The organism is Hymenobacter miniatus, from assembly GCF_016427455.1.
GTDB classification, from domain to species: Bacteria; Bacteroidota; Bacteroidia; order Cytophagales; family Hymenobacteraceae; genus Hymenobacter; species Hymenobacter armeniacus.
Genome location: NZ_JAELXR010000002.1, coordinates 40,922 through 53,620 on the forward strand (window position 1 = coordinate 40,922; position 12,699 = coordinate 53,620).

The window sequence follows — 12,699 nt, forward strand, 5'->3', positions numbered from 1 at the left end:
TTCGGGGTGCTACGCTTCAATCAAGCAAGCGGAAGGCTTAGTTGTAGCCGGGGTTCTGCTGCCAGAAGCCGGGGTTGATGCGCAGCTCCAGCAGCGGAATGGGAAAAATCAGGTCGTGGTCGTCGAGCTGGCGGAAGTTGGCGCCGGCGGCGGTGGTGCTGCGCTTGAAGGCGGTCATTACCGAAATGGCGTTGCCGGTGCGCACCAGGTCGTGCCAGCGCTGGCCTTCGGCCACAAATTCGTAGCGGCGCTCCTTGAGGATGGCGGCGCGAAAGTTGGCCTGCGACGCGGCCTCGGGCGAAGCAAGGGTGAAGGCCGTCAGGCCCGAGCGGGTCCGAATCTGGTTCACGAGCGGGATGGCCTGCGCGATGTTGCCTTCCTCGGTTAGCACCTCGGCGTACATCAGCACCACGTCCTCGAAGCGAATGATGGGGAAATTGTTGGGGTAGTCGGTGCGGTTTTGCACGCCGGCCACGCCTTTCTCCAAAAACTTGGTGAATTCCGGACGACCGGCCACGATGGCCCCGGAGGCGTTGCGGACCACCGAATCGAGCGTGGCGGCTTTGCGCTTGTCCGCTTTAGGCCAGTTGGCCCCGAACAGGGCGGGCGGCAGCGTGAAGTCGGCAGCAAAGCCGGTGAACGGCGACCAGTTGGTGGGAAACACCTGCCCTTGCTGCCACGGAATGGGGTTGCCCAGGCCCGTGCCGCCCGACTGGAACTGGATTTCGAACACGGCGTACTTGTTGTCGTTGGCCGATTTGAACAGGTCGGCAAAGTTCGCGGCTACCGAGAAAGTAGTGGGACTGGCCGCGGCGTACACGTCCATCAGCTGCTGCTTGGCCAGGGCCAGGGCGCTGGTCTGGCGCAGCGGGTAGCCGTACATGGTGAGGTACACCTTGCCCAGCAGGGCTTTGGCAGCCCACTTGGTGGCGCGGCCTTTGTCGGCGGCGGCGTAGGTGGCGGGCAAGTTGTCGGCCGCAAACAGCAGGTCGTCGACGATGAACTTGTACACGTCGGCCACGGGGGCGCGCGGAATCTGCTTCGACTCCTCAATGGTCAGCGTCTTGTTCACAATCGGCACGGCCCCGAAGAAGCGCACCAGGTCGAAATAGGCCAGCGCGCGCAGGAACCGGGCCTCGCCCTTGAACTGGGGCACGCGGGCAAAATTGAAGGGCTGAATGCGCTCCTGCAGCACGTTGGCGCGGTACACAATTTCGTAGAGGTCGGTCCAGGTGGCCTGCAGCTGCTGGGTTTGCGAGGTGGTGTTGAAGTTGCTCACGTCGCTGTAGTCGCGCTGCACCGTGGCGATGTCGGCGGCCACGTTGTCGGAGCGAAACTCGGCCAGAAACCAGTACGAGTTTTCGGGCAGGGACAGGGTGCCGTTGTAGATGGCCATCACGCCCTGGTTCACCTGGATTTCGTTTTGGTAAAACCCGTCCACCGTGTTGTTGGCCACGGGCTGGATTTGCAGAATGTCCTCCTTGCAGGAGGTGGCCAGCAGCCCGGCCGTGCCCAGGCCCACGGCGCAGGCCACTTGTTTCAGAAAAGAGATTTTCATCGGAATAAGTCGATTTGAAGGGGGTGGGAAGCCTTACAGCGTCAGGTTGAAGCCCAGGGTGTAAGTGCGGGCCTGCGGGTAGCTGCCGTTGTCGAAGCCGCCAAGTTGCAGGGCTTCGGGCGAGAAGCCGCCGGTGTAGCTGTGCCAGATGTAGGCGTTTTCGAGGGCCACGTAGAGGCGGGCGCCGTTGTAGAAGCGGGCCTTGGGCAGGGTGTAGCCCAAGGTGATGTTCTTGAGGCGGATGTAGTCGGACTTGTAGAGCCAGCGCGAGTCGAGCAACGAGCTGTTCTGGGCCGTGATGCTGGGCGTCTTGCCGTCGCCGGGCTCAGCCTCCGACTTCCAGCGGTTGTTCCAGTTGCTGGCGTGGTTGTAGAGGTAGCCCATGCCCGGACGGTCGATGCTGCGGCCGATGAGCGAGTAGAGGTAGGCGCCCTGCTGGGCGTTCACCAGCACGTTCAGGTCGAAGCCCTTGTAGCGGAAGGTGTTCGTGACGCCGAAGATGTACTTGGGCGTGGGGTTGCCCATGATGGTGCGGTCGGCGTCCGTGATTTTGCCGTCGCCGTTCACGTCGCGGTATTTGATGTCGCCCACGCGGGTGTTCGTCAGCTTGGGCTCGTTGTCCACCTCGGCCTGGGTCTGGTACACGCCGATGGCGTCGTAGAGGTAGTAGGAGTTGATGGGCAGGCCCACTTGCAGCAGGCTCACGAAGCCGCCGGGGCTGCTGCCGGTGGGCACCGGCGTGTCATCGTAATCGAGCTTGTCAACCCGGTTTTTGTTGTAGGAAGCGTTGAAGTTGGTGGTCCACTCAAACGCCCCCACCAGGTTGCGCGAGGTCAGGCCCAGTTCCACGCCCTGGTTGTACACCTGGCCGATGTTGACGTAGGTGCGGGTGAAGCCGGTGAGCGACGAAAGCGGCACTTGGTAGAGCAGGTCGGTGGTGTTTTTGGTGTAGTAGTCGGCCGACACCTGCAGGCGGTTGTCCAGCACGCTGAAGTCGAGGCCGTAGTTCCAGCTGGCCGTTTGTTCCCAGCCCAGGTCGCGGTTCTGGAAGCCGATGGGCGCGTAGCCGTTGATGCTGGCGCCGCCCAGCGAGTAGTTGCTCACGCCGAGCAGCGAAAACTGCGAGTCGTTCGGGATGCGGTTGTTGCCGGTCACGCCCCAGCTGGCGCGCGCCTTCAGGTCGGTGATGAAGGTGACGCCCTGCATGAAGCTTTCGCTGCTGATGCGCCAGCCCGCGCTCACGGCCGGGAAGTAGCCAAAGGGCCGGTTGGCCCCGAACTTGGAGGAACCGTCGCGCCGGATGCTGGCCGACAGCAGGTAGCGCTGCTTGTAGTCGTACTGCGCGCGGGCAAAATACGAGAGCAGGGCTTCCTTGCCGGCCGTGATGTAGCTGCGGTTCACGGTCGAGTTGGCGCGGTCGAAGAGGTACGTTTGGTCGTTGGGCAGCTGGCCGTTTTCCTGCTGCGAGAAGTCCACCTTGGTGCGCTCCACCGAGTAGCCCAGGATGGCGTTCAGGCTGTGGTCGCCAAACGAGCGGGTGTAGTTCAGCACGCTCTGAAACAGGTAGCGCGTGTTGAATGTCTGCGAGTAGCGCGAGGTGCTCAGCGAGCCCGGGGCGGCGCCCACCCAGTCGCGGCTGGCGTTGGTGGGCGTGTAAATCTGGTCCTGGAAGTAGCCGTTGTCCATGGCGCCGAGCAGCTGCAGCTGGAAGCCTTTGTAGAGGTCCAGGTTCAGGCCCATGTTGGCGTTGAGGCGGGTGCGGGTGCCGTTGGCGTCGGTGCGCTCCATCACGGCCACGGGGCTGATGTAGCGGCCCGAGTAGTTGTAGGTAAAGTACGGGTCGGCGCCGGCGTAAATGCCCGCGCCTTTCGGCGACACGGGCGGCATCTGGGCCGCGTTCAGGGCCTGGCCGCCGGTGCCGTCCACGCGGCCCAGGCTGCTCCACTCCATGCTGGGGGCCAGCGTCATAAACAGCTTGATGCCCTTGCGAATCTGCGCGTCGATGTTGGCGCGCAGGGTAGCGCGCTGCAGGTCGCTGCCGAGGATGATGCCGTTCTGGTTCAGAAACGAGCCGTTCACGTTATACGTCACGTTGTCGGTGCCGCCCGACACGCCCACCGTGTACTGCTGCATGATGGCCCGGCGAAAAATAGCTTTTTGCCAGTCGACGTAGTCCAGGCTGTCCTGGCCGTACTGCCACTTGGGGTCGTAGGTATAGCGGATGACGTTGGTCTGGCTCGGGGGCGTGCCGTTCACGGTGAGGCGCTGCAGGCGGGTGGCGCGCGAGTCCTCGGGCCGGTTCAGGGCGGGGTTCTGGTTCACCCAATCAATGTCAATGCCTTCCTTGCGCATCTGAATCCACTCTTCGGCCGACTGCACCTTCAGCCGGCTTTCGGCCAGCTGCACGCCCGTGTAGCCCGAAAACTGCAGCTTGGCCGCGCCTTTTTTGCCGCGCTTGGTGGTCACGAGCACCACGCCGTTGGAGCCGCGCGAGCCGTAGATGGCCGCCGAGGCTGCGTCCTTCAGCACTTCAATGTTGGCCACGTCGGTGGGGTTGATGCCGCGCAGGTTGTCCACGGGCACGCCGTCTACCACGTACAGCGGGTCGTTGGAGGCGTTGATGGAAGCCGCGCCGCGCACCCGGATTTGCAATTCGGCACCGGGCTCGCCGGTGGTCGTCTGCACGTACACGCCGGGCATTTGGCCCACCAGCGCGTTCTCGATGCGGTTCACCGGCCGCTCCTCAATTTCCTTGGCGGTGATGCCGGTCACGGCGCCGGTCACGTTGCCGGCTTTCTGGGTGCCGTAGCCCACCACCACCACCTCGTCGAGGCCCTTGGTGTCGGGGCTCAGCGCGGGGCTGATGGTGGTCTGGCCGTTGAGGGCCACCTCCTGGGTGGCGTAGCCCACGAAGCTGAACACCAGCGTGCCGCCCGTGGCGGGCACCTGCAGGGTGTAGGTGCCGTCGGGGCCGGTGCCGGTGCCCACGGTGGTGCCTTTCAGCAGCACCGTCACGCCGGGCAGGGCTTCTTTGGTGTCGGTGGTGGTCACCTTGCCGCTCACGGCTCGGGTAGCGGCGCTCTGGGCCAGTGCGGCCGGGGCATACAGCCCCGCCAGCACCAGCAGCAGAAAGGCCAACCGGTACAGTTTGTTCATAACTATTACTTGTGGTATGGTGGGTTTGGGAAAGGCCATGAGAAAGCCTCAACGGTAAGTAAGGGCTTCCTTAGCTAGGGGTGAAATTAGAGTTGCCGTATACCCTCACTTACCTGTGCTCACCTGAATTTGCCAAATTGTGTAGCATCTTTTCATTGTTGCTTCCTATTGGCGGAGTCATTCATCGCGCCCTGCCCGGGCCGGCGGGCCCAAACGCAGTCGTGCCCACCACTGTTTATCAACAGGTGGTGGGCACGACAGAATAATTTTCCGGTGAGAGTAGAGCCTTGAGGGCCGGGCAGTCCTTATTTGGTGGTCTGCACCGAGGCCGTTTCCTGCGCTTCCTTGTGCGCGGGGTCGCCCAGGTAGTTGCCGTAGCCCACTACCACCGTGGAGAGGACCACCGCAATGATGCCCAGCGTGACCGTGCGCATGGTGGTGCGGTTGGCGCCGCGCCACTCGTGCAGCACCAGCCCCCACATGCTGCTGAAGGCAATGATGAAGGCCATGTGCAGCGTCCAGCCCGAGAAGCGGTAGGCGCCCATTTTGCTGTCGCCCATGCCGTAGAAGAAGAACTGGAAGTACCACGTGGTGCCCGCCAGGGCACAAAACAGGATGTTGCGCAGCGCCGGGTAGCTGGGGTTGAGGTAGTCGGTGTACGTCTTGTTTTTAACGTTGAGGTAGATGCACCAGATGGCGTTGGTGGTGAGGCCGCCGAGCAGGATGATGACCAGAATGGCGTTGTTGACGAACAGCGGGTTGGTGCCGTTTTTGGCGGCCAGCTCGGCAATGGGCTGCCCGGCCGTGAGGCCAAACGAGAAGCAGGCGCTCATGATGCCCGAAAACACGGCCACCAGCAGGCCCTTCTTCAGGTCGAACTCGGCAATGGACTCCTGCTTCTGCTCCTGCGTGAGCGTTTTCTCTTTCAGCAAGCCCGCCCGGCCGCAAATCAGGATGCCGAGCACGCACACGCCCAGCCCCAGCATGATGTAGCGGCCCGAAGCCGAGCTCACCAGCTCGCCCATTTTGCCTTCGTAGATGGGCGGCACCAGCGTACCAAACACCGCGCACAGCCCCAGCGTGACGGCCATGCCCAGGCTCAGGCCCAAATACCGCATGGCCAGCCCAAACGTGAGCCCGCCCGTGCCCCAGAGCACGCCCCAGAAGTACGCCCAGAAAATGGTGGTGTTATCGGCCTGCTGCAGCACCCCAAGCAGGTTTGGCACGGTGAGGGAGCCCAGCACCCACGGCGCCACCAGCCAGCTCACGATGCCGCCCACCAGCCAGTAGCTTTCCCAGGCCCAGCCGTTGATTTTCTTGTAAGGCAAATAAAAACTGCCGGAGGCGAAGCCGCCCAGCGCATGAAGGATAACTCCCCAGATGACAGCCATAGTACTTTCGGTTTTGGGCAAAGCTGCCCGGTAAGTGAGCACAAACCCTCCTGTGCTCTCCTGACTGCGAAATAACGGCCCCCGCCGCACCCGGCCACGGCGCCCCGGTCCGTCCCTTGGCCGGGCCGTCAACATTTTTCTGGCTGAGCAGGAGAGTGCAGGATGTTGGTAGCCAGCCCGGCCGGGCACCTTTGCACCAAAGCAACCCAATCCCGATTTCTGTACCGCAACAGAAGCATCATCATGGAAAAAACCCTCACTTTCCAGCACGTGAGTTACCTCTGGGACGAAGCGAAAGCCGCCGAACTGGCCGGCGACGAAGTGGCCCTGTTCCTCTACCGCTCCAACCTGCTGGGCGCCGACCTGCGCCTGACCAACTACGCCGGCGGCAACACCTCCTGCAAAATCACCGAAACCAACCCCGTGACCGGCGAAGCCGCCGAAGTGATGTGGGTGAAGGGCTCGGGCGGCGACATCGGCACGCTCACCAAAGCCGGCTGCGCCAACCTCTACGTAGAGAAGCTACACCAGCTGAAAAACCGCTACCGCGGGCTGGAATTTGAAGACGAAATGGTGGGCCTGTTCGAGTACTGCCTCTTCGACCCCAAGTGCGCCACGCCCAGCATCGACACCCCGCTGCACGGCCTGCTGCCCTTCAAGCACATCGACCACCTGCACCCCGACGCCCTGATTGCCATTGCGGCCAGCAAGGACGGCGAGCAAATCATGCACGACATCTGGGGCGACAGCATGGGCTGGCTGCCCTGGCAGAAGCCCGGCTTCGACCTGGGCCTGCAGTTGGAGAAGATTGTGGCCGAAAACCCCGGCCTGCGCGGCGTCATCCTCGGCGGCCACGGCTTATTTACCTGGGGCGACACCAGCTATGACTCCTACATCAACACCCTGGAGGTGATTGAGCAGGCCGCCAAGTACCTGGAGGCCAACTACGGCAAGAAAGGCCCCGTGTTCGGCGGCGTGAAGCGCGAGCAAACCCTCGACGCCGCCGGCCGCCGCGCCGCCGCCGCCGCCGTGATGCCCGTGCTGCGCGGCCTGGCCAGCAGCCAGCGCCGCATGCTGGGCCACTACACCGACGACGCCCGCGTGCTGGAGTTCGTGAACTCGAACGACTTGCCCCGCCTCGCCCAGAAAGGCACCTCCTGCCCCGACCACTTCCTGCGCACCAAAATCCGTCCGCTCGTGCTCGACGCCGACACCATGCAGGGCGACGCCGCCAGCGTAAAAACCTACCTCGAAAGCCAATTTGAGGCCTACCGCAAAGACTACGTGGCCTACTACGAGCGCAGCAAGCACGCCAACTCACCGGCCGTGCGCGACTCGAATCCGGTCATCATCCTGTGGCCCGGCGTGGGCTTGTTCTCCTTCTCGAAAGACAAGCAGACGGCCCGCGTGGCCGCCGAGTTCTACACCAACGCCATCAACGTGATGAAGGGCGCCGAGGCGGTGAGCACCTACCAGGGCCTGCCCGAGCAGGAAGCCTTCAACATCGAATACTGGCTGCTCGAAGAAGCCAAGCTGCAGCGCATGGCCCCGCCCAAAGCCCTCTCGGGCAAGGTGGCCTACGTGACGGGCGGCACCGGCGGCATCGGCAAAGCCATCTGCGAAGAGCTGCTGAAGTTCGGCGCCTGCGTGGTGGCCGTCGACCGCGACCGCCTGGAAGAAACCCAGGCCGACCTGCGCAAGCAATTTGGCAAGGACAGCACCCTCACCGCCCCCATCGAAGTGACCAGCGCCGAGAGCATCGCCGAGTCGCTGCGCGCCGGGGTGCTGCAGTTCGGCGGCGTCGACATCGTGGTGAACTGCGCCGGTTTGTCGATTTCGAAGCCCCTGGCCGAGACCACGCAGGCCGACTGGGACATTCTGAACGACGTGCTGGTGAAGGGCCAGTTCCTGGTGAGCCAGGCCGCCGTCACCATCCTGCGCCAGCAGGGCCTGGGCGGCGACATCGTGAACATCGCCAGCAAAAACGGCCTCGTGGCCGGCCCCAACAACGTGGCCTACGGCACGGCCAAAGCGGCTCAGCTGCACATGAGCCGCCTGCTGGCCGCCGAGCTCGGCGGCGACAAAATCCGCGTCAACACCGTGAACCCCGACGCCGTGCTGCGCGGCTCCAAAATCTGGGAAGGCGAGTGGGCCGCCGGCCGCGCCAAGGCCTACGGCATCTCGGTGGAGGAGCTGCCGGCGCACTACGCCAAGCGCACGCTGCTGGGCGAGGAGCTGCTGTCGGAAGACATTGCCAAGGCCGTGCGCGTGTTCGTGGATGGTTCCCTGAGCAAATCGACCGGCAACGTGCTCAACGTGGACGGCGGCGTAGCCATGGCCTTCGTGCGCTAAGCGGCTGGCATGACGAATAATTAGAACGTCATGCTGAGCGCAGCCGAAGCATCTCTACCGCGAGAGTAACGAATTACTTCCTCGGTAGAGATGCTTCGGCTGCGCTCAGCATGACGTTCTTTTTTATCCGGCTATCTATCGGCTTGCATGGCCGAAAAGCCTACATTTGGGGCAGGGTCCCGGCCCACTGCTCCGCTCCTTTCTTTTCCTTGTGCAACTGAATTTCGCCGCCTCCCGCCGGGTTTCCCGGTGGTAAGCGGCCTGAATTCACCGCCCTTGCCCCCCACCCGGCATGTACCAACTCCAACTTAAGCCCCTCGATAAAACGCCGAAGTACAAGCAGATTGTGCAGTCGGTCATCATGGACATTGAGCGCGGCGTGCTGAAAAACGGCGACCACCTGCCCAGCATCAGCGAGCTGAGCGTGGAGCACTACCTGGCCCGCGACACCGTGGAAAAGGCCTACCGCGAGCTGCGCGAGCGGGGCTTCATCACCTCGGTGCAGGGCAAAGGCTACTACGTGGAAGCCAGCGACACCTCCAAGCTGAAGATTCTGCTGGTGTTCAACAAGCTGAGCTCCTATAAGAAAATCATCTACTACGCCTTCCTCGAAACCCTCGGCGACCGCGCCACCGTCGACCTGCAGATTCACCACTACAACGTGAACCTGTTTCAGGAAATCATCGAGAAGAACCTCGGCAAGTACAACTACTACGTGGTGATGCCGCACTTCACGCTCGACACCGATAAGTCGCTGTCGCGGGCCATTCTCAACACCATTCCCTCGCAGGAACTGGTGCTGCTCGACAAAGACATTCCGGAGCTCACCCACGACTGCCTGCGCGTGTTTCAGGACTTCGACAAGGACATTTTCGGCGCCTTGGAAAACGCCGAGGACCTGCTCGAAAAGTACACCCGCCTGGTGCTGGTGCTGCCTTCCGACGCCAACCACCCCGAGGAGCTGCCGTGGGGTTTCCGCTCTTTCTGCCTGATGCGCAACAAGGAGTTTTCGGTGGTGGAAAACGCCATGAACGAGGTGGTGCAGGCCGGCACGGCCTACGTCGTCATCCGCGAAACCGACCTGGTGGAGCTGGTGAAGAAAATCCGCCAGACCAGCTACCTGCTGGGCCGCGAAGTGGGCATCATTTCCTTCAACGAAACGCCCCTGAAGGAGCTGCTGAACATGACGGTAATTACCACCGATTTCGAGGCCATGGGCCGCACCGCCGCCACCCTGCTGCTGGAGAAAAAGCGGGTGAAGGTGAAGAACCCGTTCTACACCATTCGGCGCGGGTCGCTGTAGAGGCGCCTCACCCCCGGCCCCTCTCCCTGGGGAGAGGGGCCGGGGGTGAGGCGCCCTACGTCAGGTTTCCGGCGCAAAACAGGAGAGCCCAGAACAGTTGCGGCGAAGGGAAACGGGTAATTTGTTGTACCCATCCGACACCGGACTTACTTCTTCAACGGCCTTATGTTCTTTGACCAACGCCTAGCCGAACTCAACCAGCCGCTGCTGGCCGAGCACCACACGCAATTTCAGCACCTCGCCGACTCGCCGCGCCTGCGCCAGGCCGACATCCAGGCCGTGGTGCAAAAGCTGATTGATTTTCAGGTAGCCATTCCGAGCTGGGCGCTGGGCACGGGCGGCACCCGCTTCGGCCGCTTCGCGCTGGGCGGCGAGCCGAGCACGCTGGAACAGAAAATCAGCGACGTGGGCATTTTGCAGGCCCTCAACCGCTCGTCGAATTCCATCTCCCTGCACATTCCCTGGGACATTCCGCAGGACATTCCCGGCCTCAAGCAGCTGCTAAAAGAGCAGGGCCTGGTGATTGACTCGGTGAATTCCAACACCTTTCAGGACCAGAAGGAGCAAGCTCAGACCTACAAATACGGCTCACTGAGCAACACCGATAAGGCCGTGCGCGAGCAGGCCATTCAGCACAACATCGACTGCGTGCGCCACGGCCGCGACCTCGACGCCAAGACCCTGACCGTGTGGCTGGCCGACGGCTCCAACTTCCCCGGCCAGCAGCACCTGCGCCGCGCTTTCTCGCGCACCCAGGAGTCGCTGGCGGCCATCTACGAGGCCATGCCCAGCGACTGGACCATGCTCGTGGAATACAAGCCCTACGAGCCCAACTTCTACTCCATGGTGATTCCGGACTGGGGCACTTCGCTGGCCTTGTGCCAGGCGCTGGGCCAGCAGGCGCAGGTGCTCGTGGACCTGGGCCACCACCTGCCCAACACCAACATCGAGCAGATTGTGGGCCGCCTGCGGCAGTTTGGTCGCCTGGGCGGCTTCCACTTCAACGGCTCGATGTACGGCGACGACGACCTGACCACCGGCAGCATCAAGCCCTTCCAGCTGTTCCTCATTTTCAACGAGCTGGTAGACGCCGCCCAGGACCACTCGGTGCCCGCCGAAGCGGTGGCCTACATGATTGACGCCAGCCACAACGTGAAAGACCCGCTCGAAGACCTGCTGCAATCGGTCGAGAACATTCTTTCGGCCTACGCCAAGGCCCTGCTCGTGGACCGCGACGCCCTGGCCGAAGCCCAGGAAGCCAACGACGTGGTGCGCGCCGAAGAAATCCTGCGCGACGCCTTCCTCACCGACGTGCGCCCGCTGGTGTCGGAAGCCTACCTGCGCGCCGGGGGCGCCATCAAGCCCATTGCGGCCTACCGCGCCGCCGGCGTGCGCGAGCAGCTCATCAGCCAGCGCGGCAAGCACAGCGTATCGACCGGGCTATGAAAAAGAACATGAAAAAGTCGGTGTACGCCGTGTTCGACATCGGCAAGACCAACAAGAAGCTGATTCTTTTCGACGAGGACCAGCAGATTATTGACGAGGAGCTGCACGTGTGCACCGACGTGCTCGACGACGACGGCTTCGTGTGCGACCACCTGCCCCGCCTCACGGAGTGGGTGCTGGCCCACTGGCGCCAGCTGCGCCAGCACCCGCACTACAGCGTGAAGGGCGTGAATTTTACGGCCTACGGGGCCAGCTTCGTGCACCTCGGCGCCGACGGCGAGCCCGTGCTGCCGCTCTACAACTACCTCAAGCCCATTCCGGCCGAGATTGAGGCGCAGTTTTATGCGCAGCTGGGCCAGTCGAAGGAAGAATTTGCGGCCGACACCTGCTCGCCGCAGCTGGGCATGCTCAACTCCGGCCTGCAGCTGTATTGGCTGAAATACGCCAAGCCGGAGCAGTACGCCAAGGTGCACACCTCGCTGCACCTGCCCAACTACCTTTCTTACCTGATTTCGGGCGAGAAGTTCAGCGACTACACCTCCGTGGGCTGCCACACCAACCTGTGGGACTACCAGCGCGGCGAATACCACGAATGGGTACGCCGCGAGGGCATCGACGAGAAGCTGGCGCCGCTCACGCGCGACTCCATCGCCTCGGTGGTGGATGGCATCCTGGTGGGCGTGGGCCTGCACGACAGCACTTCGGCCGTGATGCCCTATCTGGCGCAAAACGACGAACCGTTCGTGCTGGTCTCGACGGGCACGTGGTCGGTTACCATCAATCCGTTCAACAGCCAGCCGCTCACGCCGGAGCTGCTGCGCCGCGACTGCCTCAGCTTCATGACGCCGCGCGGCGAAGCCACCCGCGCCGCCCGCGTGTTCCTGGGCCGCGAGCACGACTTCCAGGTGGAGCGCATTGCCGCGCACTTCCACGTGAAGCCGGACTTTTACCGTTCCATCGTGCTGGCCCGGCCCTACGACGAAACCTCGGCCGACTTCAAGCCCGGCTGCATGGCCGGCACCGGCCCCTTTCCCGACGAGCCGGCCGGCGAATGGGACCTGACCGGTTTCCGCACCGCGTCGGATGCCTACCAGCACCTCATGCACGGGCTGATTAACATCCTGCTCGAATCCATCCACTTGGTGTGGCAGGGCGAGAAAACCATCTTCGTGGATGGCGGTTTTGCCCGCAACCCGCTCTTCATGCAAACGCTGAGCTGGAACTTCCCCAAAGCGGAAATCCGCACGCTGGAAGTGCCGCAGGCCACCGCTTTGGGCGCCCTGGTGCACCTGGAGCAAGGCGAAGCGTTGAAGAAAACCCAGCCGCTGTTCACCGATGAGGACGAGATGCCGATGGTGATTGCGCAGAACCGGGCGAGCTAGATTGAATTAACGGCGTAAACGGGCGCCTCACCCCCGGCCCCTCTTCCAAGGGAGAGGGGAGCCTGACGCCCACGCATAACCGGTGCCCCCTCTCCCAAGGGAGAGGGGGTG

At 63.0% G+C, this 12,699-nt stretch carries 7 protein-coding genes; 4 read left to right on the plus strand and 3 right to left on the minus strand.

Annotated features, from left to right (window positions below; all coding sequences use genetic code 11):
• Nucleotides 1-37 precede the first annotated feature (37 nt).
• The 3 genes from JAO73_RS03295 to rhaT all read right to left on the minus strand — a co-directional run bounded on the left by JAO73_RS03295 (nucleotide 38) and on the right by rhaT (nucleotide 6,105).
• A complete protein-coding gene (locus tag JAO73_RS03295) occupies nucleotides 38-1,558 on the minus strand; it encodes a RagB/SusD family nutrient uptake outer membrane protein (RefSeq protein ID WP_198975749.1) in 1,521 nt (506 codons plus the stop codon).
• Between the two features lie 33 nt (nucleotides 1,559-1,591).
• Nucleotides 1,592-4,714 (minus strand): SusC/RagA family TonB-linked outer membrane protein, encoded by a 3,123-nt coding sequence (locus JAO73_RS03300; RefSeq protein ID WP_198975750.1) that lies wholly within the window; start codon nucleotides 4,712-4,714, stop codon nucleotides 1,592-1,594.
• A gap of 305 nt (nucleotides 4,715-5,019) precedes the next feature.
• Nucleotides 5,020-6,105 (minus strand): L-rhamnose/proton symporter RhaT, encoded by a 1,086-nt coding sequence (gene rhaT / locus JAO73_RS03305; protein ID WP_198975751.1) that lies wholly within the window; start codon nucleotides 6,103-6,105, stop codon nucleotides 5,020-5,022.
• Between the two features lie 243 nt (nucleotides 6,106-6,348).
• On the opposite strand from rhaT, the gene JAO73_RS03310 reads away from it, so the two are divergent.
• From JAO73_RS03310 to JAO73_RS03325, 4 genes are all read left to right on the plus strand, one after another.
• Nucleotides 6,349-8,457 carry a bifunctional aldolase/short-chain dehydrogenase gene (locus tag JAO73_RS03310; protein ID WP_198975752.1) on the plus strand — a complete coding sequence of 703 codons (2,109 nt, stop codon included), beginning with the start codon at nucleotides 6,349-6,351 and terminating at the stop codon, nucleotides 8,455-8,457.
• Nucleotides 8,458-8,749: 292 nt separating this feature from the next.
• Nucleotides 8,750-9,760: a GntR family transcriptional regulator gene (locus JAO73_RS03315; protein ID WP_198975753.1), complete on the plus strand. Its 1,011-nt coding sequence runs from the start codon at nucleotides 8,750-8,752 to the stop codon at nucleotides 9,758-9,760.
• A gap of 165 nt (nucleotides 9,761-9,925) precedes the next feature.
• Nucleotides 9,926-11,206, plus strand: coding sequence for a sugar isomerase (locus tag JAO73_RS03320; protein WP_198975754.1), 1,281 nt, complete (start codon nucleotides 9,926-9,928; stop codon nucleotides 11,204-11,206).
• A complete protein-coding gene (locus JAO73_RS03325; RefSeq protein ID WP_198975755.1) occupies nucleotides 11,203-12,588 on the plus strand; it encodes an FGGY-family carbohydrate kinase in 1,386 nt (461 codons plus the stop codon). Before JAO73_RS03320 ends, JAO73_RS03325 begins: the two co-directional genes overlap by 4 nt.
• The last annotated feature ends 111 nt before the right edge of the window (nucleotides 12,589-12,699 follow it).